The following is a 21,595-nucleotide window of genomic DNA, read 5'->3' as shown; positions in this document are numbered from 1 at the left end:
ATGATTTCACGCTGGACCACCGCAGTACTCGACACCGACCTTCCCGGCGGCTGGGCCGTGGCCCGAAGCCCGGAAGGTTTTTTGTACGACGACAACGGCGCGCTGTTTCCACGCGACTGGCTCAAGCGCCAGGACCTGTCGATCCTTGCCGAGCATGGAATCGGCCATCTCGATGGCGAGCCGGTCTACCTGCTGGAACTGCACAGCGCCCTGGACATTCCCGGCTGTAATTGGAAAGGCTTGCGGGCGTTCATGCTCGAAGACGACCACGCGCTGTTCAAGGTGTTGGGCTACGCGGCGCAGATCGGCACCTGGGCTCGCGAACATCGTTTTTGCGGCAGTTGCGGCCAGCGCATGGGCCAGGTCCCGCGGGAGCGGGCGATGTATTGCGATGCCTGCGAGCTACGGCATTATCCGCGGATCTCACCCAGCATGATCGTGTTGATCACTCGTGGCGATGAAGTCCTGTTGGCGCGGTCGCCCCGTTTCGTCACGGGCGTCTACAGCACCTTGGCGGGCTTTGCCGAGCCGGGCGAGTCGGCCGAGGACTGCCTTGTTCGCGAGGTCCGCGAGGAAGTCAGCATCGAAGTGAAGAACATCCAATATGTGGGTAGCCAGTGTTGGCCGTTTCCGCACTCGATGATGCTGGGCTTCCACGCCGAATACGCCAGCGGCGACATCGTGCCCCAGGAAGACGAGATCGAAGACGCACAATGGTTCAACGTCCACGACCTGCCACCGCTTCCTGCCTCACGCTCGATCGCCCGGTATTTGATCGACCTCTACGTGGCCCGTCGCTTAGGCCATGCTGAACCAGTGTTGCCAGGCTAGGCGCACGGTCAGGGCCAGCACCACGGTGATGAATACCGGGCGGATGAACTTCGCACCGCCGCTGATGGCGGTGCGCGCGCCGAAGAACGCGCCGACCATCACCGACAGGCCCATGCTCAGCCCGATGATCCAATCCACCTGGCCCGAGAAGATGAACACCGACAGCGCCGCGATGTTGCTGACAAAGTTCATGCTGCGGGCCACGCCGCTGGCCTTGACCAGGTCGATGGGGTAGAGCAGCAGGCTGCTGACGGTCCAGAACGCGCCCGTGCCCGGACCGGCGACGCCGTCATAGAAGCCAAGGGTAAAGCCCTGCGGCGACTGCCAGGTCTTCTTGATCGGCGCATTGCTGTCCAGCGGTGCCTTGGGCGTGCCGCCGAACAGCAGGTACAGGCCGCAGGCAAAAACGATGACCGGCAGCATTTTGTTCAGCCACTCGGCGGGCAGGTAATGGGCGACGACGGCGCCGGCCAAGGCGCCGATCAGCGTGCCGACGAGTGCGTGGGTCCACTGTCGCGGGTGAAACAGCTTGCGCTTGTAGAAGGTAAAGCTGGCCGTGGCCGAGCCAAAGGTCGAACTGAGCTTGTTGGTGCCCAACACCAAATGCGGCGGCAGGCCGGCGGTCAACAGGGCCGGCGTGGTGAGCAGGCCGCCACCGCCGGCGATGGCGTCGATGAAGCCGGCGATGAACGCCACAACGGCCAGGATAGCGAGGGTGGAGAGGTCAACGCTGAGTTCAAAAGGCATGGAATGGGCTTATTTGGCAGGGCGCAGAAGGGCTGCGGGAAAGGCCGGTATGTTACCGATTATGACGGCGCACCGCGACTGTCCTTAAGTCCCTGCAAGTCTCCTCAACACTGACGCTCAGTCCTTTCAAACCACATCATCGACAATAATGTGCCGCTGCGCCCGAGAGCAGCGCTCGATCCGCGCCTGGACCCGGTACACGTCCCGCAGCATTTGCTCGGTGATTACCTCCTCAGTCCGGCCGCAGCCTTGCGACGTTCCGTGGGCGATGACCAGCACCTGGTCGGCAAAGCGCAACGCCTGGTTCAGGTCGTGAATGGCGATGAACACAATGACCGAGTGCTGGCGGGCGAGGGTGCGCATGAAACTCAAGACCTGGACCTGGCGATGCATGTCCAGGGCGCTGGTGGGTTCGTCCATCAACAGCACTTCGGGTTCGCGCACCAGCGTCTGGGCGATGGACACCAGTTGCTGTTGCCCACCGCTCAATTCGCCGAGGTTGCGAAAGGACAGTTCGCCGATGCCCAGGGATTCGAGGATGCGGTCCACCACTTCCAACTCGTCGGCCTGCACGGCCCAGCCGGGTGCTTGCTGCTTGCGCGCCAGCAGCACTGATTCGTAGACGGTCAGCCGCGCACTGGCGTTGAGATTCTGCGGCATGTAGCAGATGCCGCCCGGCCCACGGCGCGAGCCTTCCAGGCGGACCTGGCCGGGGCCGTCGATCAAGCCGGCGATGCGTTTGAACAAGGTGGATTTCCCAGCCGCGTTCGGGCCAACCACCGCTACCACTTCACCGCCGCTGAGCACCGGCGTACTGATCCCTTCGAGTATCGACCGTTGACCATACCGCGCACCGACCCCTGCCAGTTCGATCGTTACCATGACTGTTTCCTGCTGCCCAGAATCAGTGAGATGAAAAACGGCACGCCGATCAGTGAGGTGACCACGCCGATGGGGAAAATTGCCCCCGGAATCAAGGTCTTGCTCACCACCGAACTCGCCGACAGGATCAGCGCGCCGGTCAGCAGCGAGGCGGGGAGGAAGAAGCGTTGGTCTTCGCCGATGAGCATTCGCGCGATGTGCGGGCCCACCAGGCCGATGAAGCCGATAGTGCCAACAAACGCCACGGGAAATGCCGCCAGCAGGCTGACCATGACCAGCGTCTGCAAGCGCAACTTGCGCACGTTCACGCCGAAGCTCGCGGCTTTCTCGTCCCCCAGCCGCAGGGCGGTCATGGCCCAGGCGCGGCGGGCGAAAATCGGCAGGGTGACCAGGATTACCAGGCAGATCACCCCGAGTTTTGGCCACGTGGCCTTGGTCAGGCTGCCCATCGTCCAGAACACCACCGCGGCCACGGCTTGCTCGGTGGCGAAGAACTGCACCAATGCCAGCAGGGCATTGAACGTGAACACCAGCGCGATGCCCAGCAGCACGATGGTTTCGCTGGTCATGCCGCGACGCAAGCTCAGCACGTGGATCAGCAACGCCGAAAGCATCGCCATGACAAAAGCATTGAGCGGCACCATGTACTGGGCGATCACCGGCACCAGGGCCACGCCGAATGCCAGTCCCAACGCCGCGCCGAAACTGGCCGCCGCCGAGATGCCCAAGGTGAAGGGGCTCGCCAGCGGATTGTTGAGGATGGTCTGCATCTGCGCGCCGGCCAGGGACAACGCGGCGCCGACGGCCACGGCCATCAGTGCCACCGGCAACCGGATGTCCCACATCACCACCCGCACCTGGGGCGCCGCCGCATCAGGGGAGAACAGCGCCCCCAACACCTCATCCAGGCCGTAGCTGGCAGGGCCGAGGGCCAGGTCCAACAACACGCTGAACAGCAGCAACACCGCCAGGCCGACCAGGATCAGGCGTTTACGCCAGACCTGCTCGCGGTAAATCGTACCCAGGGCGATGTCTTCGATATGGCCATTCATGGTTGGGCCTGCGCTGGCTTGAGGCTGACGAAGTAGCCGGGCTCGTAGGGCACGGGCAGGAAGCGCTGGTGAAACTCCCGGAATGTGGCGTCGGGGTCGAGTTCGCTGAACAGATCCGGGTGGAACCACTTGGCCAGTTGCTGGATGGCGATGAACTGGTACGGACTGTTATAGAACTGGTGCCAGATGGCATGGAATCCCTGGGTTTGCTGGGCCTTGATCCCGGCATAGGCAGGGCGCTGGGTGTACCACTGCAATTTGCGCCGCGCCTCGACCAGGTCAGCGCCGGGCCCGACGCCGACCCAGTGTCCGCCTGGGGCGAAGGCCTCCCAGTTGGCACTGGTGACCACCACGTGTTCCGGGTTGGCAACGACCACCTGTTCTGCGTTCAACTGGCCAAAGGTGTTGGGAATGATCGGACTGGCGATGTTGCGACCGCCGGCCATCTCGACGAAGCGGCCGAAGTTTTCGTTGCCGAAGCTCAGGCAGCAATCGTCGGTGTAGCCGCCGATGCGTTCGATGAACACTTTGGGGCGTGGCGGTTGCTTGGCCTGGATGACGTCGGTGACGCGCCGGATCTGCTGGTTGCGAAAGGCAATAAAGGCTTCGGCGCGCGCCTCTTCGCCAAACAATCGCCCGAACAGACGCATGGTCGGTTCAGTGTTCTGCATCGGGTTGTTGCGAAAATCCACATAGACCACGGGTATGCCAAGGGCATCGAGCTTCTCGATGTAGCGCGCGTCGTCTGTGGCGTGTCGGGCCTCGATGTTCAGGACGATCACGTCCGGTTGCTGGCTGATGGCTTGTTCGATGTCAAAAGTGCCGTCTTCGAAGCCACCGAACGTCGGGACCTTGGCAATGGCCGGATAGCGCCGCAGGTAAGCGCCGTAGGTGTCCGGGTCGGACTGGATGAGATCCTTGCGCCAGCCAACGATGCGGCGGATCGGATTATCGGTGTCCAGCGCCGCCACCAAATACAACTGGCGGCCTTCGCCGAGGATGACCCGGCGCACGGGAATACGTACCTGGACTTGGCGGCCGAGCAAGTCGGTGACGGTGGTCTTGGTGGCGGGCGAAGTGTCCGAAAAACAAAGGCCGCTCAGCAGCAAGGTCGCGGCGCCGAGCAGCCAGGCGGTGAGCGTTGAACGCGTCAAGGGTGGAATCAGCATGGTTTGAACCTTGTCAGGGATCGCCCCGCCAGCGGTGCACGCGCTGGCGGGGCGGGGCTCGATCAGAAGTCGACGGTCGCCGACAGCAACAGCGTGCGTGGCGCGCCTTGGGAGAACGCGCCGTAGGACGCCACGCCGGACCAGTACTCGCGGTCGAACACGTTTTGTACCGTGGCGCGGAAAGTGGTTGGCCGGCCGTCGAGTACGGTGCTGTAGCGCGCCCCCGCATCAAAGCGAGTCCACGGGTCGAGCTCTTGGGTGTTGGCCTGATTGACGTACTGGCTGCCGGTGTAGATCGCGCCGCTGGTCAGCGTCATGCCCTGGACCCATGGCGTGTCCCATTCAGCCCAAAGGTTGGCCTGGACTTCGGGCACGCCCACCGGTTTGTTGCCCCGATTGGCGGCGGTCCCGCTTTTGGTGAGCTCGCCATCGAGCAAGGTGACGCCGCCCAACAGGCGCACACCCTCGCGCAGTTCGCCGAACATGTTCAGTTCGATGCCGCGGTTGCGCTGCTCGCCCTGGACTGAATACACGCCACCGGCCGCGCCGTTGGTCAATTCGCCTGCGGGCTTCTTGATCTGGAACAGCGCCAGGGTGGAGGTGAACGTGCCGTAGTCGACCTTGACCCCGACCTCCTGCTGGCGAGAAATGTACGGCTTGAAGATTTCCCCTGAGTTGCTTGCAGTGGCCGGCGCGGTGTCGCCCTTGCTCAGGCCCTCGATGTAGTTGTAGTAGAACGATACATGTTCCCAGGGCTTGATGACCGCGCCGAACAAGGGCGTGGTTTCGCTTTCGTCATAGGCGCTGGTGACGTTTCCGAGGGTGTTGTAGTTGTTCGATTCGATGCTCTGCTTGCGCAAGCCAAGCGTCACCTGGACCCGTTCATCCAGGATCGACAAGGTATCGGCCAGGGCCACGCCGGACAGTTCAGTGTCGGAGACCTTCGCTACGTCCGGCGAGGCGATGGACGGTTTGTCGCGCTCCACCGGGTGGTAAATATTGGAAAGGACCGGGGCGCCCGAGTTGATTCCGCGACGCAGTTCATCGCGATAACGACTGGCCTGCAAAGTCGCGCTGTGGCTGACCAGCCCGGTTTCGAAGCGGGCCCGCGCCCCTGCATCGACGGTGTAGCGCTCTACTTCGAACTTGTAGTAACCCGGGGTCGAGCGGGTGTCACCGGCGCTGTTCAATATTGACGGCGTCTGGTCCGACAGCCGTGCCACGTCGGACTTGCCACCCCCTGCGTGGCCAAACACCGTCAGGCTGTCGTTCAGGTCATATTCACCACTGAGCAAGGCCGATTTGTCGCGGGTCTCGGACCAGGCCCATTCCTGGGTGACATTGCTGCGCCCGTTGGCCGCCGAAGGCACCTCGACACCGCTGGCAATGGTGAATGGCCGGGAAGGGGCGTCCCAGCGTTCCTCCTGGCTGATCAGGTCCAGGCTGGTCCTGAACCGGTCGCCTTGATAGTCCAGCGAGATTGCTCCGGTACCGACATCCCGGGACTGCTTGTCGATTGCCGTGTCGCCTCCTTGCAGGCTGCCGTTGACGCGCACGCCGAAGCGCCGTTCCGCGCCGAAGCGTCGGCTGACATCGACATGCCCGCCTGCCTGGGTGTCCATCGCGTAGCTGGCCGTCACGCGGGTCAGGTCCTGCTCCAGGGAACGCTTGGGCACGATGTTGATCACGCCGCCGACGCCGCTGTTCGGCGACATGCCGTACAGCAGGGCGGCCGGGCCCTTGATCACTTCGATGCGCTCGGCGTATTCGGTGAACACGCGATAATTCGGTGCCACGCCATACACGCCGTCGAACGCCAGCTCACCCAGGTTGCCTTCGCCCACCGGGAATCCACGGATGAAGAACGAATCGACGATGCCGCCGGTCTGGCCGGTGGAGCGCACCGAGGAGTCGCGCTCCAGGACGTCGGCGGCGGTGACGGCTTGCTGGTCCTTCATCAGCGCCGCGGTGTAGTTGCTGACGCTGAAGGGCGTGTCCATCACATCCTTGTTGCCCAGCAGGCCAACCCGGCCGCCACGGGCAACCTGGCCACCGCTATAGGCGGCTGGCAAATCTCCGGGGCGTACCTCGGCGGCATTGATGGTGGTCGGCGCCAGAGTCAGCTCGCCGTCGCCGGCGCTTTTTTGCAATGTATAGCTGCCATCATCCCGTGGGACCAGGCCGAGGCCGCTGCCGGCCAGCAGCCGGTTGAACGCTTCGCGGGCGGTGAACTGGCCGGACAGGCCGGGGCTGGTCAGCCCTTGCGTGAGGGACGGCTCGAACGACAAGGCGATACCGGCCTGTACGGCGAACGCCGACAACGTGGCGCCCAAGGGGCCGGGCTGGATGTTATAGGACTGGCTGGCGACGCTGTCCAGCGGCGCGCCCGGTGCCGCCCAGACCACGGGGCTCAGGGTACAAAGTGCGACGCTGAGCATGGCACTGCGAATCGCCAGGGTCAGCTTGCGATCCGAACGCAGGGGGCGGGCAACGGGCATGGCGGGGTGATCCTGTTCAGAGGGTTTGTTCTCTAGCCAGCCAGGATTGAAAAAAGTATCACCCTCTCGCGATTATTTTTTTCGGAAGCTTTTTTCAGAGGCCTTCTTGTAACGCTCAGGCCGGCGCCAGCATGACCCAATAATCGCCCAGGCGAGAGATCACGCTGACGGGATAGGTCTGGGCGAGCATGTTCAGGGTTCGTCGGGTGTCATTGATAGGAAAGGCACCGGATATGCGCAGCTCGGCAATGGCCGGGTCGCAACGCAGGACGCCGTTGCGATAGCGGCTCAGCTCGTTGACGAAATCCACCAGGCGCATGTTGTCGGCCATCAACATGCCCTGGGTCCAGGCCATCATCGAACGGTCGACGGGTTTGAGTGCGTCGAAACCCACTGCGGTAAACCCACTGCGTTGCCCGGCCTGGACCACTTGTTCGCCGATGCCCTTGATCTGGATGCGCACCGCGCCTTCCAGCACGGCAACGCGGGTGTGCCCAGGTTCTTCGCGGACGCTGAAGCGCGTGCCGAGCGCTTGTATCCTTCCTTCATGGGTCTGCACCAGGAACGGTCGGGCCGCAGGCGAGGGATCCGTCGCCGTCCGGACCAGGATCTCACCGCGACGCAACAGCAGCAGGCGTTGGCGTTCGTCAAAGTACACGTCGATCGCGGTATCGGTGTTCAACGTGACGCCGGTACCATCGGCCAGTGTCAGCTCGCGCCGTTCGCCCACAGGCGCGCGATAATCGGCGGTCCATTGCTGCCAATCGTTGAGCTTCCAACTTCCCCAGGCCAACGGTGCCAGCGCAAGCAGGGCGGTGAGTTTGCCCATGGCGGCACGGCGTGCCGGATTGCTCGGGCGATCCAGTGACGGCATTGCCAGGGCTGGGGGCAAGCCCTGCAGCTTGCTCAGCAGCAGTTCTGCGCGGGCCCAGGCCTGGCGGTGTGCCGGGCTGCTGGTTCGCCAACGCTCCCACTCCTGGCGCTCGGCGTCGTTGACGCTGCCTTCGCTCAGGCGCATCAGCCAATCGGCGGCTTCGTTGAGGATGGATGGGTCGAGGCCATGGCGTTCGAATGAAGGCATTCAGTCCACCAACATCAGGCAATGCAGGAAAGCCTGCTTCATGTAGCGCTTGATGGTAATCAGTGAAACGTCGAGGTGCGTGGCGATATCGGCGTATTTCAGGCCGTTGATCTGCGACAGCAGGAACGCGCGCTTCACCTGGGTCGGCAGCGTATCGAGCATGGCGTCGATCTCATGCAGTGTCTCAAGCACCAGCAGGCGCCGTTCAGGAGAGGGCACCTCAGGCTCGGGCAATGACGCCAATGCCTGGAGATAGGCACGTTCCAATGCCTTGCGCTGGAACCAGTTGACGAGGATGCCTCCGGCAACGCAGCTCAGGTAGGCCCGTGGCTCCTCGATCACCGCCACTTTCGAGGCGAGGATGCGAATGAAGGTATCATGGGCCAGGTCGGCGGCGTCCAGCGCGTTGCCCAGTTTTCGATAGAGCCGGGCGTACAACCAGCCATGGTGTCCGCTGTAGAGGTCTGCGACGGTGCGCAGATGACAATCGTTGACCGCTGACGCTGGATCGCTCATGGCTGTCTGAATTTTATGATAGTGAGAATTATTCCCAATAGTAGTGGAGACGCTTATCACCGCGCAAGGTCGATTTGGGCGCGATGGCATTTTGGTTCAACATCGTTAGTCGCAGGCTTCGTCGAGCATCTTCGCCGGTCTGTAGCGCAACAGGACCAAGGGTACCAGCGCTATGGCATAGGCGAGGCAGACGTAGAGGTACGTGTACTCCAGCCCATAAACCTGACTGAGCAATGCGCCGAGAGAGATGCCGATAATGGACGCGGTCTGCGAAACGCTCTGTGCCAGGCCCAGCACGTGGCCTTGCCGGCTGTTATCAGCGGTTCTGGATATGAGCGCGGTCAGCACGGGCGTGGTGGCGCCCAACAGCAGGCCCCAGATGAAATAGGCGAGGGCGAAGATCAGCGGCTGGCGGGTCAGGCCGGCCACGGCAGTGACAATGATGCAGGAGACCACTACGCCGGTGATGGCATGCAGCGTTTGCACCGGATTGCGCTGCTCGAAATAGCGCGACCAAGTCGTTGCGCAAAGGATGAATCCCAGCGCGAGCAGCCCGTAGCAAAGCCCGGTCATGGCGTTGCTGACGTTGAAAGTCGACACCACGTACAGAGAAAAGGACGTCTGTGGCAGCATGCGCGCCAGCAGCAGGAGCCCCATGATCCCCAGCAACGATGCGATCGCCGGGTTGAAGACACCGGGGCGTCGAGGGGTGGGTTGATTACGCGCGGTGGCCGGTGACTTCGTGGGCGGCACGTGGGGCAAAGCCAGCGTGGCGACGATGGCACAGACGGCGCACAGCACCGAGGCCACGAGGTTGATCCAGAAAAACGTGGCATGGTCCAGGATCAATCCGCCCACCACCGCACCCAGCAGCGAGCCAACGTTGGTGGATATCTGCAGGATGGCAAACAGCCTGGCCCGCCGCGAAGGCGCTTCGATGCTGACCCCGTAGGCTTGGGCCGGGGCGATATAGCCGGCGAAGGCGCCTTGCAGGAAACGCAGGATCAGGATGACCCAGATATCGTCACTCAGCGCCAAGCCTAGCTGGGTCAGCGACAGCCCGACCAGCGCCCGGATCATCATCAGCTTGTGCCCATGGCGATCGCCAATGCGGCCCCACAACGCGCTGGTCAGGATGATGCCCAGCATCGGCCCGACGTACACCGCCGTGCTCGCAAAGCTGAACAACGCATCGTTGCTGGTCAATTGACGCAGATGAACCGGCCAGAAGGGCCCGCTCATTTCCATCGCGCCCATGGAAACCAGTTGAATTGTAAACAGCAGGTAGACCAGTAAACGGACGCTGGAACCCTGGGGGATACCGGCACGGGACATGGACAGGCTCGCAAGGCAATTGAGGCTGTGTCTTATCCGACAGTCCGTCGATCCGGGCAAGGAAAAAATGCGTCAACCGATGCGTATAGGCTAACCCCGTGGCGAGGGAGCAAGTTCCCTCGCCATGGGATCTGATCCTCACTCCGGCCGAAACACCGCCCGCAGGCAATCCTGGCGTTTCTCCTTGAACATCGCATAGCCCTCCACCGATTGCTCCAGGCCCATGGGATGAGTCAGGAGATAGGAGGGGTCCAGTTCACCTTTCTGGATGTGTTCGAACAGCCGCTTTACGTAGCGCTGTCCCGGTTGCTGGCCGGAACGCAGGGTCAGTGCCTTGTTGACAATCGCCCCCATCGGGAACTTGTCCAGCAAGCCGCCGTACACCCCGACCACCGAGACGGTCCCGCCTTTGCGACAGGCGCGAATCGACTGGCGCAGCACGGTCCCGCGCTCGGTGTGCAAGCGCAGCATCTGCTTGGTCTTGTCATAGAAATAGTCCACTTCGGTGCCGTGGGCTTCCATGCCGACGCAATCGATGCAGCGATCCGGTCCGCGGCCGCCAGTCAATTCCAGCAGGGCGGCGTGCACATCGGTGGTTTCGTAGTTGAGGGCGATGGCACCGGCCTTTTCCTCGGCCAGGCGCAGGCGATCGGTAAAGCGGTCAATGGCGATCACCCGCTCGGCGCCGAGCAAATAGGCACTGGACATCGCCATCAGGCCGACCCCGCCGCACCCCCACACCGCCACCGTATCGCCGCGCTGGATATCGGCGTTGTCGGCGGCGAAGAAACCGGTGGGCACCGCATCGGAGACGAACACCGCCTGCTCGTCCCTGACGCCTTCGGGAATGGTGAACAGGTTGACGTCGGCGAAAGGCACCCGGATATAGGTGGCATGGCTGCCAGCGTAACCGCCGAATGCATGGCTGTAGCCGATGATGCCGCAGGCGGGTTGTCCGTAGGCGATGTCGGTGGCGGTGGGGTTCGGATTGGAATTGTCGCAGCAGGAAAAGTCCGAGCGCCGGCAATGCTCGCATTCGCCGCAGCCGACGATCGACACTGTGACGACTCGGTCGCCTTTTTTGATTTGCGTGACAGCCGAGCCGGTTTCCACGACTTCGCCCATGAACTCATGCCCAATGATGTCGCCGGCTTGCATCGTCGGCACGTAGCCGCCCAGCAGGTGCAAATCCGAGCCGCACACCGAGGACAGGATCACCCGGACGATGGCATCGCGGGGGTTGAGGATGGAAGGATCGTCGACCGTCTCGACTTGCAGTTTGTTGGGGCCTTGCCAAGTCAATGCACGCATCAGACGGTACCTCCATTGAGTTCGGGTTTGTCAGGGGATGAGTCATTGGCCGACGCTCGCGTCGCGCTGGACGCCGGGTGCACGAACAGAAAATCCTTGGTCTGCGGATCGCGCATCTTGTTGGTGCTGATTTCACCCGTTTCCAACTGCTGCTTGATGCTGCGCAGCACGTTCAGCAGGGCTTTGTCGGAGAACCGCGAGATGGCGGCGGCGAGTGCATAGCCGGCTGCGCCGAGGGGCGTTTCGCATGCCACGATGACTTTGATCTGCGTACCGCGACCGGCCGGCGCATCGCTGAAATGCATTTGGATGTCGTGCTTGAAGCGCCTGTCAGGGCCGGCTATCCAGTGCAGCTTGCGGCCTTCCTTGGGTTCGCACTGTTCGACGTCGCAGTGCAGCGTCTTGTCCATCGGCCCATTGGCGACCCAGCGATAAGTTCGTTCGCCAATCTGCTCGATGGCATCCACCCAGGGCATGAGCGCACCCAGGTTGGCCGGGTTGCTGCAAAACCCATAGACCTCATCCCTCGGCTTGCCCACCGTGATGCTGCGGGAAATCACCTTGCTACCATCCCAATCGCGATCCTGTTCGAACGTCTGCTCGAAGGGGCTATGGGTCAGCGCCTGCTTGACCCTGCATGTGCCGGAATAGGCACGCCAGGCTGCGCATGCGCCAAGCATCACTTGCGACCAACCCCTGAGCCCTCCCTGGCGCAGGCCGTTGGCAAGCAATAACGTGCCGGCCGCCAACGAGACCAGTCGCTCTGGCGTGCCAAGATTGGGGTGTGAAGCGGTGGGTGCCGGAGCCCGGCTCGCCACCAGTTGTGGGCGTTCAGTCATGATGGTTCTCCTTACTGATCCAGTGACGACATAACGAATGAACCGAGGGCGAAGGCGGTTGTTCCCTCGGCATTACCGGTTTCCCGATAAGCCGGAGGAATATAGGTTTCGGCTCGTTGCGGTGCGCAGGCAAAGGCAGCCCTCGGGCTGAGCGCCGGGCAAATTTTTTTTGAAATCAAGGGGTTGTCAGCCTAGGCAAATGAGTACATAATTGCGCCCATCGAATGCATCGAGGCGTAAAAAACTTCAATGTTTTCAAGGAGATAGCTCGCTATTGGCGGCTCTATCCGGATAAGTTTTTATTCGCAGGGTGTGGTTGTATTGCATCAGGCGTATTGAGGCCGAATAGCAAAATGGTTATGCAGTGGATTGCAAATCCACCTACGCCGGTTCGATTCCGACTTCGGCCTCCACTTTTAAAAAGCTCTGTAGATTCATGATCTACAGAGCTTTTTTATTTACGGAGCAATGAAAGGTTTTGTCTTGAAAAGGGCAATGGCCGCCTTGCTTCACCCGGGAGGGATGTATATATTTCCCCCTCTGTTGCACCAGCCACGATCCTGTCAGATGCCTATCTGCCAGTGTCGCACGGCTTGACCGCGCTACCGCCCGAATGGCGAAACTGGTAGACGCATGGGACTTAAAATCCCCCGCTCGTAAGGGCGTGCCGGTTCGATTCCGGCTTCGGGCACCATCCAAGATCAAGGGTTTGCGAGCGAAAGCTGATGCAAACCCTTTTTCGTTTCAGGCGGAGGCTGCTGGGGGGAGTGTACTGTCAGGTACCCGACTGTCTTTTATGCATTTTCGGCCCGTCAAGAACGTCAGCCATACAAACGCCGACATCCAGACATAGAATCCATAGCTGTAGCCAGTGACGGTTATTCTTCCGGCACCATCATTCCAGATGCTCGTATACATGAACGACGAGAGGCCCAGAAGTATGGCGCACAAGGAGTACAAGAGACTGCGCCGTGCGCTCTCCTGTGAAAAGAATGCGATGACGAAAAAGACGTTGGCCAGCCACGCGGCGCTACCATCGAATAGCGCTAGAAACCCGAAAAGCAAAATGTCATAGCCGTAGGTGATGCTTTCACGTTCCCATACTTCGTCTCTATTGTTGATGGCGGGCAGCATCAGGCTGAACGCATAGAGGGCCAGGCTAAGGTCACGCAGCTCTAGACGGAGTGGGCGCAATCTCATCAGCTTTCCTTGCTGTAAAACGACTATCGAATCAGGCCGGGGGAGTTCAACGGTTTCGGCTGCAAACTTTCTCATTTTTTGTCAGGCCGACGCTACAGCCATGCTTACTCCAAGCTCAACAGCGCTCACAACCTGCGCCGAAACGCCTCAAGGATTTCTCGCATCCCTTTCTTCATCTGCAACTGGGCAATGGCATCCAGCGGGTGCCACACACAGTCGCTGATTTCATTCAGTGGCCGGGCGGCTGTTGAATCATTGACCGCGGCCTCGAACACGTGATGTTCGGTGCTGCCTTCGCTGACGCGCATCAGGTAAAGCAGGTTCTCGGCGCTCAATCCGGTTTCTTCCGCCAGTTCCCTAAGGGCTGCGTCGGCGTGGGTCTCGCCGCGCTCAACGGTGCCGCCCGGCAACGCCCAACGGCTTTTGGGTTTACGTACCAACAAAATGTGGCGGTCTTCTTCGCAGATGACGGTCGCTCGAATCTTCATACCTACCAACCTCGACTGTCATTAAAGTGCAATATAACTGCAATATTTGAGCCTTGCTCCTTTGGAGTGTTCAAAATCCAATGGTTAGCTCATACCCATCGGATCGCGCCCGAGGGAAAAGGCTTCGTTTATTTCGCGAACGGTTAAAAACTGCGACGCAGGGCTGCGCCTTCGACCGATCATCGCCAAAAATGAATCAGCGTCGAAAAAACGCATCAATGTTGGGTGGACGAGCCGGCCCCGATAAGGGGGAAGCGAGGAATGATGACGACCGTTGAAGATTTCAAAGTCAAATCCCACGAGCTCTTGGTTGAGCTCGATACAGCGACATCAGAAATGATGGCGCTGATCTGTGTCCATCAAATGTCCGGGACGGCCTGGGACGAGGCCGTTCGGCGTCAACACGAGGCCTATGAACAATGGGTCGCCTACCTCAACGAGCGCTTGTAGCTGCGTGATCATCAACACAAACGGCAAGGTAGATTCTTTGAACGGACCTGGCGCGGTCATGCCTAATCCATAGACTGACAAGAGGATTGAGGCCATGTCTGAACTAGCCAGCTATTTCTGGATTGCCGTTGCGGTGTTGATATTGCTCGTGGACCTTTGGGCGATCGTCAGCGTCTTTCGTAGCGACAAGTCGGCCGGTACCAAGGCCGGCTGGGCGCTGCTGCTGGTCATCTTGCCTGTGCTGGGCTTGATTATCTGGGGAGTGGCCGGGCCGCGGGGCATCAAGAATCCGCCTTCGTCCCCAGAGCACAGCAAGGGTTGACGCCCTGAAATGCGAACCACCCGGTCAGCGGTTTTTCCATTGGCCGCCGGTGGTTTCGCAGTCTTTTTGTGCCTGCTGGACCTGTTGGGCACTGTAGTAGTACCAAGTCACTTGCGCATCGTCCGGGATATTCGCCGAGCCGCCGCTTCGGTCCTTGCTGGTGGAGTGGGGATTGGCCAGCGCTTCCTGGGTCAACCTCGCCTGGCACGTGGCCACGTAGCCCTCCGCACATCGTTCGACCGGTTTCTTTTCGGTGCTCAAGGTTCCTTTGCTTTCGTTGCTGCATGACCAGCCGATGGCTTCGGAAGGGACGCCTTTGTATTCATAGCAGCTGCGGGTTTCGATTTCCGCTACTGCCTGGCTTTGGGATCGGGTTATGACTTCACAGCCTTGCGCCATCACGGTGGCGGGGCAGGCGCAGGCGATCAGCAGCAGGACTCTGGCATTCATGTTGGTTCTCCCTTATGACGGCTCTTGCATCGATACCTATCAATATCGAGGTGCAAAAGTACGCCGTCGTTCCATCGGTTTTACGGCCGGTGGAGTTCAGGGCAACCGGTGAGGCGGGTCGTTAACGAAACGCTTCATTAACGGAGCTTTTCATCAACGAAACTTGGGCAACGGACGGTCTACCGGTTTCAGTGACGACAGAGCGCTCTGGATCGATGGGGCATCCTTCTCGATGTCGTTGAGTCGATCGCGGATGCGGACTGCGGCGGGGTGTCCGCCCTGGTGGTCGACCCAGTCGGCGATTTCCTTGCAGGCTGCTGTCAAACGCGCCTGGCGTGACTCCAGTAAGGTGAGCAACGTGGTGATGGACTCTTTTTCGGACATGTCACACCTCCATTTCATAGTCGGATGAGGCAGCACGAAACCCGTCGACAAGGACGGGTAATGCTGCATTAAGCGTAGTTGGATTATTTCGACTCTGTTGAAATCCGGCGCACGACTGGACAGTCGGTGCACCGGAACGTGTCATATCGTGTTCAGCCGGACTCCTTGACCCATGATGGCGCGACGGAGGCTCGCCAGCGCACATCGGTAATGCCATATTTTTCTGCCATGGGTTTGGAAACCCGCTTGACTTTCTCCCTGCCGAATTTGGGTATGCGCCCAACACCCGCGTCGCAACTGGCCCAATGCCAAGCTTCGGAGTTATTCATCACTTCAGCGCGAATGATGAAAGACTTGGGCTCGCCATGGAGCATGTAGTCGATGATGTAAAGCGATGGACCGCCCATAAATCCTCCCTAATTGATCCTATACGGATGGATACGGAGGCGTTCGGAAAATTCCATCGGATTTCCAGACGGTCAAGATCAGGGCCCAGAGAGGGGCGCTGTCGTGGCGAAACAACCGTGCTGACAGTGTGGAACCAAACCCGGGTAACCTCCTCCAAGGTGAGCTTGAAAGCACCGGTGCCAGGGATCAAAGGCGACGTAACGTGGCACTGAATAAAGGCAAGACATGAACAACTTCGCCAGGGCGCTGGTCATGGCGCTGCTCGCCGTACCGTTGTCGGGTTGCATTGGCCCGCCCATCGAATTGACTCCGCAAACCGAGCGGCATTTGCGCGTCCAGGCCCCCATTCGGTTCCTGCTGACATTCGATGACGGCCCCAGCGCATCGTCATTCTGGAATCCCAGCGTGGACGTGCTGGACGCCTTGGCCCGGAACCCGGTGCAGCCCGGTATAAAAGCGGTATTTTTCCTCCAGACGCGAGCGCCGCGAGCCGGCGGCAGCGAAATCGGCCGCTCGATCATGTATCGCGAGCATTCGGAGGGCCATGTGCTGGGCTTCCATACCGCGACCCATTGGCACACCAATCATCGCTTCCTGGATCCGGAAGAACTGGAGCAGTCCCTGGGCAACGGCGCCAACGATATCGCTGCGATCACAGGCGCGCCGCCACGCCTGGTACGACCACCTTTCTGGAATTTCGACAGGCGCACGTTTGCCGCTTATCAGCGACACGGTATGCACGTATTGCTGACGGACTTGAGCGCCAATGATGGCAAGGTCTGGGGTATTACGATGAGCCCGAGGCGGCGGATGAACCTGATCCGCCAGCTTTCCGAAGTACGCGAGCGCATCGCGGGAGGACAACTGCCCACCGTGGACGGTGTAATACCCGTCGTCGTGACGTTTCACGATCTCAACCGTTATACCGCCCGTCATGCCCGTGAATATCTGCAGATCCTGCTCGACAGCGCGAGGGAAACCGGCCTCAGGACCGATGCGAAGCCTTTCTACGACGACCGCCGGGCCCTGGAGCGAGCGGCCTTGGCTCGCTCGGTTCGTGACACCTCTCAACCCGTGCGCCTGCCGGGTTTGTGGGATTGGCTATGGGATTCGGACTCCCATTGAGCCTCACGAGTGATCAGGGTGCCAGCGGATGTCTCGACGCTCGGTACGCACCGACCGCCGAACCGGGAGTAAGGTAGGCAGCGTAACCCGGTACTTTGCAGGAGGTGATAACCATGAGTACTGCGATGCTGACGAAACTGCACATCAATGGCTATGACGTACTCAGCGTAAACAGCGGCCCTTGGCGAGTCTGTACCCAGGCTGATCGACTCGGCTCCTTCACTTCACGGGAGGAAGCGTTGGCCTATGCCGCTGCGCTGCCCGCCAGGAGACGCCGTAGCGCTCCATCCGGGAACATCAAGTAGCCTGGCGGTTCCTTTAGGTGGACACGGATGTCCACCGCGTGGTCAGCCTGGCTCATGCGCCAGCGAGTTCCAGGGGAATTTCCAGGGTGAACAGGGCGCCTTGCCCCGGGCCGTCACTGTGAGCCTGGAGGTGACCGTTCATCTCGACCGCCGCCAGGGCGCAGCTGTGCAGGCCAAACCCATGACCGTCCTTGCGGGTGGTAAATCCATGATTGAAGATCCTGGCCTGGTTTTCCCTGGATATGCCTTCTCCACGGTCCTGGACGCTGATGCTCAATGTCGTCTGGTCGACGATGCGGATCCCCAGAATCATTTCTCGTGGATGCTCGACATTGGACATGGCGAATTTGGCGTTGCTGATCAGGTTGATCAGGATCAGCAGCAACCGGTGCTTGTCGCCCAGGATCACAGGGGTGTCCTGGTAATTCTTGATCACGGTGACGTGGTGCCGGCTCAGCGATCCCGAATTCATACGCAGCGCATCTTCGAACAGGTCGGCGACGTTCAGCGGCTCGATCAGCCTCGCCGCCCCGGCGTAGGTTTGTTGAGTGGTGACGATTTCCTTGATGTGGTCGATGCTTTTGGTCAGTTGCGCGAGTTCCTCGATGAGCAGGGCCTGTTCGGCGGCGACAGAGTCCACCAGTTCATTGAAGTAGCGGGGCAGCAACTTGCCTTTTTCGTCCTCGGTGATGAACTGGCCCAGGTCCATTGCATGTTCGTTCATCATCTTCACCGCTTTTCCCAGCCCTTGCGTCTTGCTGTTTTTCAACTTGCGGGTCACCAGGTCCGCTGAAATATTCACGCTGTTGAGCACGTTGCCGACGTTGTGCAACACGTTCGTGGCGATTTCGGCCATACCTGCCATGCGAGCGGCATCCACCAGTTCGCGTTCGGCGGCTTTCAACTCGCGGGTGCGCTCCTGGACGCGTTCTTCCAGGTTGTCATTGGCGATCTGCAGCTCACGGTTGATCTGGTTGATGACCGAATAACTGCGCACTAGCCGAACGGCAAGATAAATCATCAAGAGCGCCATCAGACCTGCGCACACCGCCAGGTACATATGGTATTTGCGGTCTGTGGCGGCCGTCCTGCGTTGCGTTTCGTTCAGCAACTCGTTGATGCTGTCCAGCGCCTGGGCGACCGGGATGACACTGATGCGATCCAGCAGATCGTTGACCCGCGGTTGCTCCTCAATGATGGTCTTGACGTGCTGTGTCAGTGAGACAAACGTGGGCCGGTAAGAGGAGGGCAGTTGCTCGATCTGATGTTCGAGTTCGCTTAATTGGTCCTGCACTTCCTGTGCTTTGTCGGACGTGACGTAAAGCGCGTACTCCAGGGTGGTCAAGGCCAGGTCGAGGATATTGGAGGCAGCGGTCAGGCGCGCAATCTCGTCGTTCGCCTTCATCTCTTGCAACAGGGCCTGAATTTCGTCCTCTACCGTTGGCATTTCGTCCAGGGATGCCCGCAGCTTGGCGTTGTGTTGCTCGAATTGCTCGACCAGCAAGCCCTTGTTCTGGACTGCGTCCACATAACCTTGGCGTCTCGACGCCCAGAGGGTCGCCAGCGGGCCGGAATTGTTCAGGCGCTCCAATTGCTCCCAGCGAGCCTGTGCTTCAGGCGGCGGGGTGAGCGACAGATTGTTGTTGACGCCGATTTTCTTCCTGAGGATCTTGACGTTCCAGTTGGCGTCGGCTTGTTTGAGTTGGCGAATGAAATCCCGTGATTCGAAATAGGTCGCGGAATCGTACGTGTAGGATTTGACTAAAAAGAAGATCAAAGCAGAGAAAACAACCAGGGCCGCGGCCAACAGCGCGGGCCATTTGTACTTCTTCATAAGGATCGTCACATGTTTCTCCTGTCCAGGACGAATGCCGAAGCAGGGTTTGGCGATGAAAAACGGTTATCGGGACGAGGGGCGGGGAAAGGAAGATAGCGGAACAATTGCGCGGGTATTTTGCCTGGATACACGTTGAGCTCCCTGCTAACGGTGAACATCGGGTCGTCAGTGACCCAAGTGTAGCGTCAACCGGGAGGGGCGACGTTACTGCTCGGCAGCGCGGTGCAGGGTAAATAAAGGGCGCGGCCAGGATCGACCGCGCCAGGAAAGTTACTTCAGATCAATGAATGGCAGCGCACTGTTGGGCAGCATGGTGGTGGGCAACTGACCGTTCCAGCGCTCGGCCTTGGTCAGCTCCACGAGGTTCTGGTTGCTGGACAATGCCTGGGCGCGGGCCTTGATCGCCTCTGCCTCCGCCTTGCCACGCAGTTCAGTGGCGAGGGCGTCCGCCTTGGCCTGGGCCACTTGCGAATCGGCTTCCGCCTGGGCCTGGGTGACGCGAATCTGCGCCTGGACCTGCTCGGTTGCGAGCTGCTGCTCGCGAGTCTTGACCTGCACTTCCGCAGCCATGCGTGCTTCGATGGCTTTTTCATAGGCGTCACTGAAATCAATGTTCTCAACCTGGACGCTGTCGATGATCACCGGCCCGGTAATCGTCGATTTGATCGCCGCGGAAATATCGTTGACCAGTTGGACGCGATTCTGCACGGCGGCGACAGCGTTGAACTTGCCGAACACATTCTCCACCTGTGTCGGCACCTGCCGGCTGATCATGCGATCGCGAATGCCTTCCAGGTCCTTGAACTGGGTATAGACTTTCGCCACGTCGGAAGGCGCGATGTGCCAGGACACGGACACCTTCAGCTCGGCCGATTGCTGGTCCTTGCTGTAGGCCTGCAAGTCATCGTAGGAAGTCACTTGGCTCTGCGTGCTGATCAGGCGCACCGATTCAATGAATGGCGTCTTGAACGACAGCCCCGGTTCAACCACTCCGACCAGCGCGCCGTTGCGCAGAAGCACGCCGCGTTCGGTTTCATCAACCGTGTACCAACTGCCGAAGAAAACAAACAACAGGGCCACGCCGATAATGGCTGCGCCGATCGAACCGATGGTTTTACTGGTCACTTTACTTTCCTTGAGCGGTTTAGGAGATGGCATGCACTGTTTCCTTTGTGAAGACCGTCACTGTTTTTTCAAACGCCAGACACGAAAAAGCCCTGACAAGTCAGGGCTTTAACTTAATAAGAAGGCGGATGCGATGGATCTACAACCACTCGGCCCCCTTCGTACTGCGTTGCGGCGGTCATGATACCCGAGTGAAACACACTGTCAAACCTCCTACGTAGCCCAATCTACGACCTGTTTATCAGTCTGTCGGCGTTTGGACTTTGGACATCCGCATCAGTTATCTCCGTAGTTCCGCCGTGTGCTAGCCATGCCGAACATGATGAGTGTTTCAATCCGGTATCGCATAAACCTTGAACAATTTTTTGGCCGTGTCGCTGGCTCCGCCCAGGTGTTTGTCGAACGCCTGCTCGACCTCGCCGGAGCGATACATTTCACTGAGCGTCGTGTCGACCAGCAAACGGAAGTCCTCGTCGTCTCGGTCTACTGTCATTACGGTGGGGGCATACTCAAAAATACGTTCCAGCAAAACCAGGTTGGCGTCTGGATAATGCGTAGCGAGGAGATTGTTGAGCATCAGGCGCTCGGCGAAGAAGGCATCGGCTTTTCCGTCGGCAACCAGTTTAAGGCCTGCGTCTGTATTCTCGACGGTGACCAGATTGGCTACCACGCCTAATAATCGCAGCTGTTGACGAATCCATGTGTCGGTAATTCCGCCTGCGATGGCGGCATAGGTTTGGTTCGACAGACCACGATTGATAGTCGCTCGCCACGTTGGCCCGGTATGGGCAACCTTGCCATTGAGCACGTTGAGCAACGCCGGTGGTGCATCTTGGCGCACCACTGCCGAGAGGCCGGCTGTGTAGATCGGAACTGAGTAGCTGACCGTCTTGCGCCGCTCAAGCGTGGGGGCGGTAGGTGTACAGAGGATGTCCACCTTACCTGAACTCACGGCACTGACCTGTTCGACGCCCGAGACGGGCTGGTAGCGAATTTCCAGCTCGGGCAAACCCAGCTCGGACTTGACCTTGTCGGCGATTTTCAGGCAGAGATCCATGGCATAACCGCTGGCTTTATCGGCGGCCTGAACGCTAAAAGGCGCGAAATCCGGCACATAGCCGAGGGTGAAGGTATTGCTCGCTCGCACCCGTTCAAGCGTATTGGCATCGGCGAGTACCGGTACCAGCGCCAGCAGACAAACGAGCAGCAGATTCTGGGTCTTGGTCGGTTTGACGTTCAT

23 protein-coding genes and 2 tRNA genes are annotated in these 21,595 nt (G+C 60.0%); 7 read left to right on the top strand and 18 right to left on the bottom strand.

What is annotated here, in order from left to right:
* Entirely contained in the window at positions 1-831 is an 831-nt protein-coding gene (gene nudC / locus J3P79_RS14140) for an NAD(+) diphosphatase (RefSeq protein ID WP_434603393.1), read from the top strand.
* Here nudC and J3P79_RS14135 read toward each other — a convergent pair.
* From J3P79_RS14135 to J3P79_RS14090, 10 genes are all read right to left on the bottom strand, one after another.
* Positions 799-1,578, bottom strand: a complete 780-nt coding sequence (locus J3P79_RS14135; protein WP_434603391.1) for a TSUP family transporter — start codon at positions 1,576-1,578, stop codon at positions 799-801. The genes nudC and J3P79_RS14135 overlap by 33 nt on opposite strands.
* Before the next feature lie 126 nt (positions 1,579-1,704).
* The gene (locus J3P79_RS14130) at positions 1,705-2,460 is read right to left on the bottom strand and encodes an ABC transporter ATP-binding protein (protein ID WP_434603388.1); all 756 of its coding nucleotides are present in this window, start codon (positions 2,458-2,460) and stop codon (positions 1,705-1,707) included.
* Entirely contained in the window at positions 2,454-3,512 is a 1,059-nt protein-coding gene (locus J3P79_RS14125; protein ID WP_434603386.1) for a FecCD family ABC transporter permease, read from the bottom strand. The genes J3P79_RS14130 and J3P79_RS14125 overlap by 7 nt, the downstream gene beginning before the upstream one ends.
* Positions 3,509-4,681 (bottom strand): ABC transporter substrate-binding protein, encoded by a 1,173-nt coding sequence (locus J3P79_RS14120; RefSeq protein WP_434603384.1) that lies wholly within the window; start codon positions 4,679-4,681, stop codon positions 3,509-3,511. Before J3P79_RS14120 ends, J3P79_RS14125 begins: the two co-directional genes overlap by 4 nt.
* A 62-nt stretch (positions 4,682-4,743) precedes the next feature.
* The gene (locus J3P79_RS14115; RefSeq protein WP_434603382.1) at positions 4,744-7,179 is read right to left on the bottom strand and encodes a TonB-dependent siderophore receptor; all 2,436 of its coding nucleotides are present in this window, start codon (positions 7,177-7,179) and stop codon (positions 4,744-4,746) included.
* Between the two features lie 115 nt (positions 7,180-7,294).
* The gene (locus J3P79_RS14110) at positions 7,295-8,260 is read right to left on the bottom strand and encodes a FecR domain-containing protein (protein ID WP_434603380.1); all 966 of its coding nucleotides are present in this window, start codon (positions 8,258-8,260) and stop codon (positions 7,295-7,297) included.
* Positions 8,261-8,776: a sigma-70 family RNA polymerase sigma factor gene (locus J3P79_RS14105; protein ID WP_434603378.1), complete on the bottom strand. Its 516-nt coding sequence runs from the start codon at positions 8,774-8,776 to the stop codon at positions 8,261-8,263.
* A 105-nt stretch (positions 8,777-8,881) separates the two neighbouring features.
* The gene (locus J3P79_RS14100) at positions 8,882-10,111 is read right to left on the bottom strand and encodes an MFS transporter (protein WP_434603376.1); all 1,230 of its coding nucleotides are present in this window, start codon (positions 10,109-10,111) and stop codon (positions 8,882-8,884) included.
* Positions 10,112-10,249: 138 nt separating this feature from the next.
* Positions 10,250-11,422, bottom strand: coding sequence for a zinc-dependent alcohol dehydrogenase (locus J3P79_RS14095; RefSeq protein ID WP_434603374.1), 1,173 nt, complete (start codon positions 11,420-11,422; stop codon positions 10,250-10,252).
* Entirely contained in the window at positions 11,422-12,261 is an 840-nt protein-coding gene (locus tag J3P79_RS14090) for an SRPBCC family protein (protein WP_434603371.1), read from the bottom strand. Before J3P79_RS14090 ends, J3P79_RS14095 begins: the two co-directional genes overlap by 1 nt.
* Positions 12,262-12,600: 339 nt before the next feature.
* Here J3P79_RS14090 and J3P79_RS14085 point away from each other — a divergent pair.
* Both J3P79_RS14085 and J3P79_RS14080 read left to right on the top strand, forming a co-directional pair.
* Positions 12,601-12,674 (top strand) — tRNA-Cys (locus J3P79_RS14085).
* A gap of 194 nt (positions 12,675-12,868) precedes the next feature.
* A tRNA-Leu gene (locus tag J3P79_RS14080) sits at positions 12,869-12,955 on the top strand.
* A gap of 50 nt (positions 12,956-13,005) precedes the next feature.
* Here J3P79_RS14080 and J3P79_RS14075 read toward each other — a convergent pair.
* Positions 13,006-13,461, bottom strand: coding sequence for a hypothetical protein (locus tag J3P79_RS14075; protein WP_434603369.1), 456 nt, complete (start codon positions 13,459-13,461; stop codon positions 13,006-13,008).
* Positions 13,462-13,586: 125 nt separating this feature from the next.
* Positions 13,587-13,949, bottom strand: a complete 363-nt coding sequence (locus tag J3P79_RS14070; RefSeq protein ID WP_434603367.1) for an NUDIX hydrolase — start codon at positions 13,947-13,949, stop codon at positions 13,587-13,589.
* Between the two features lie 261 nt (positions 13,950-14,210).
* On the opposite strand from J3P79_RS14070, the gene J3P79_RS14065 reads away from it, so the two are divergent.
* Positions 14,211-14,399: a hypothetical protein gene (locus J3P79_RS14065; protein WP_434603364.1), complete on the top strand. Its 189-nt coding sequence runs from the start codon at positions 14,211-14,213 to the stop codon at positions 14,397-14,399.
* Positions 14,400-14,493: 94 nt separating this feature from the next.
* A complete protein-coding gene (locus J3P79_RS14060; RefSeq protein WP_434603361.1) occupies positions 14,494-14,721 on the top strand; it encodes a PLD nuclease N-terminal domain-containing protein in 228 nt (75 codons plus the stop codon).
* Between the two features lie 24 nt (positions 14,722-14,745).
* On the opposite strand, the gene J3P79_RS14055 is transcribed toward J3P79_RS14060, so the two are convergent.
* The 3 genes from J3P79_RS14055 to J3P79_RS14045 all read right to left on the bottom strand — a co-directional run bounded on the left by J3P79_RS14055 (position 14,746) and on the right by J3P79_RS14045 (position 15,962).
* The gene (locus J3P79_RS14055; RefSeq protein ID WP_434603359.1) at positions 14,746-15,171 is read right to left on the bottom strand and encodes a hypothetical protein; all 426 of its coding nucleotides are present in this window, start codon (positions 15,169-15,171) and stop codon (positions 14,746-14,748) included.
* A 153-nt stretch (positions 15,172-15,324) separates the two neighbouring features.
* Positions 15,325-15,555 carry a hypothetical protein gene (locus tag J3P79_RS14050; RefSeq protein ID WP_039588766.1) on the bottom strand — a complete coding sequence of 77 codons (231 nt, stop codon included), beginning with the start codon at positions 15,553-15,555 and terminating at the stop codon, positions 15,325-15,327.
* 152 nt (positions 15,556-15,707) lie between these two features.
* The gene (locus J3P79_RS14045; RefSeq protein ID WP_039588765.1) at positions 15,708-15,962 is read right to left on the bottom strand and encodes a DUF6555 family protein; all 255 of its coding nucleotides are present in this window, start codon (positions 15,960-15,962) and stop codon (positions 15,708-15,710) included.
* A gap of 226 nt (positions 15,963-16,188) precedes the next feature.
* Here J3P79_RS14045 and J3P79_RS14040 point away from each other — a divergent pair, with 226 nt between their 5' ends.
* A complete protein-coding gene (locus J3P79_RS14040) occupies positions 16,189-17,088 on the top strand; it encodes a polysaccharide deacetylase family protein (protein ID WP_434603357.1) in 900 nt (299 codons plus the stop codon).
* A gap of 113 nt (positions 17,089-17,201) precedes the next feature.
* Entirely contained in the window at positions 17,202-17,393 is a 192-nt protein-coding gene (locus tag J3P79_RS14035; RefSeq protein ID WP_082112044.1) for a DUF2188 domain-containing protein, read from the top strand.
* Positions 17,394-17,445: 52 nt separating this feature from the next.
* On the opposite strand, the gene J3P79_RS14030 is transcribed toward J3P79_RS14035, so the two are convergent.
* From J3P79_RS14030 to J3P79_RS14020, 3 genes are all read right to left on the bottom strand, one after another.
* Entirely contained in the window at positions 17,446-19,239 is a 1,794-nt protein-coding gene (locus J3P79_RS14030) for a DAHL domain-containing protein (protein WP_434603354.1), read from the bottom strand.
* Positions 19,240-19,500: 261 nt separating this feature from the next.
* Complete coding sequence (locus tag J3P79_RS14025; protein ID WP_039588762.1) at positions 19,501-20,355, bottom strand: SPFH domain-containing protein; 855 nt, start codon at positions 20,353-20,355, stop codon at positions 19,501-19,503.
* Between the two features lie 331 nt (positions 20,356-20,686).
* Positions 20,687-21,595 carry an amino acid ABC transporter substrate-binding protein gene (locus J3P79_RS14020; RefSeq protein WP_434603351.1) on the bottom strand — a complete coding sequence of 303 codons (909 nt, stop codon included), beginning with the start codon at positions 21,593-21,595 and terminating at the stop codon, positions 20,687-20,689.

The sequence above is a fragment of the Pseudomonas sp. R1-7 genome (assembly GCF_051132105.1).
Lineage (GTDB): Bacteria > Pseudomonadota > Gammaproteobacteria > Pseudomonadales > Pseudomonadaceae > Aquipseudomonas.
Note: the sequence above shows the minus strand (reverse complement) of the source record. Positions and strands in the feature narration are given on the sequence as shown.

Bases quoted from the DNA above. Each gene is read 5' to 3' on its own strand.
- nudC (WP_434603393.1), top strand. From the start codon at position 1: ATGATTTCACGCTGGACCACCGCAGTACTCGACACCGACCTTCCCGGC.
- J3P79_RS14135 (WP_434603391.1), bottom strand. From the start codon at position 1,578: ATGCCTTTTGAACTCAGCGTTGACCTCTCCACCCTCGCTATCCTGGCC.
- J3P79_RS14130 (WP_434603388.1), bottom strand. From the start codon at position 2,460: ATGGTAACGATCGAACTGGCAGGGGTCGGTGCGCGGTATGGTCAACGG.
- J3P79_RS14125 (WP_434603386.1), bottom strand. From the start codon at position 3,512: ATGAATGGCCATATCGAAGACATCGCCCTGGGTACGATTTACCGCGAG.
- J3P79_RS14120 (WP_434603384.1), bottom strand. From the start codon at position 4,681: ATGCTGATTCCACCCTTGACGCGTTCAACGCTCACCGCCTGGCTGCTC.
- J3P79_RS14115 (WP_434603382.1), bottom strand. From the start codon at position 7,179: ATGCCCGTTGCCCGCCCCCTGCGTTCGGATCGCAAGCTGACCCTGGCG.
- J3P79_RS14110 (WP_434603380.1), bottom strand. From the start codon at position 8,260: ATGCCTTCATTCGAACGCCATGGCCTCGACCCATCCATCCTCAACGAA.
- J3P79_RS14105 (WP_434603378.1), bottom strand. From the start codon at position 8,776: ATGAGCGATCCAGCGTCAGCGGTCAACGATTGTCATCTGCGCACCGTC.
- J3P79_RS14100 (WP_434603376.1), bottom strand. From the start codon at position 10,111: ATGTCCCGTGCCGGTATCCCCCAGGGTTCCAGCGTCCGTTTACTGGTC.
- J3P79_RS14095 (WP_434603374.1), bottom strand. From the start codon at position 11,422: ATGCGTGCATTGACTTGGCAAGGCCCCAACAAACTGCAAGTCGAGACG.
- J3P79_RS14090 (WP_434603371.1), bottom strand. From the start codon at position 12,261: ATGACTGAACGCCCACAACTGGTGGCGAGCCGGGCTCCGGCACCCACC.
- J3P79_RS14075 (WP_434603369.1), bottom strand. From the start codon at position 13,461: ATGAGATTGCGCCCACTCCGTCTAGAGCTGCGTGACCTTAGCCTGGCC.
- J3P79_RS14070 (WP_434603367.1), bottom strand. From the start codon at position 13,949: ATGAAGATTCGAGCGACCGTCATCTGCGAAGAAGACCGCCACATTTTG.
- J3P79_RS14065 (WP_434603364.1), top strand. From the start codon at position 14,211: ATGATGACGACCGTTGAAGATTTCAAAGTCAAATCCCACGAGCTCTTG.
- J3P79_RS14060 (WP_434603361.1), top strand. From the start codon at position 14,494: ATGTCTGAACTAGCCAGCTATTTCTGGATTGCCGTTGCGGTGTTGATA.
- J3P79_RS14055 (WP_434603359.1), bottom strand. From the start codon at position 15,171: ATGAATGCCAGAGTCCTGCTGCTGATCGCCTGCGCCTGCCCCGCCACC.
- J3P79_RS14050 (WP_039588766.1), bottom strand. From the start codon at position 15,555: ATGTCCGAAAAAGAGTCCATCACCACGTTGCTCACCTTACTGGAGTCA.
- J3P79_RS14045 (WP_039588765.1), bottom strand. From the start codon at position 15,962: ATGGGCGGTCCATCGCTTTACATCATCGACTACATGCTCCATGGCGAG.
- J3P79_RS14040 (WP_434603357.1), top strand. From the start codon at position 16,189: ATGAACAACTTCGCCAGGGCGCTGGTCATGGCGCTGCTCGCCGTACCG.
- J3P79_RS14035 (WP_082112044.1), top strand. From the start codon at position 17,202: ATGAGTACTGCGATGCTGACGAAACTGCACATCAATGGCTATGACGTA.
- J3P79_RS14020 (WP_434603351.1), bottom strand. From the start codon at position 21,595: ATGAACGTCAAACCGACCAAGACCCAGAATCTGCTGCTCGTTTGTCTG.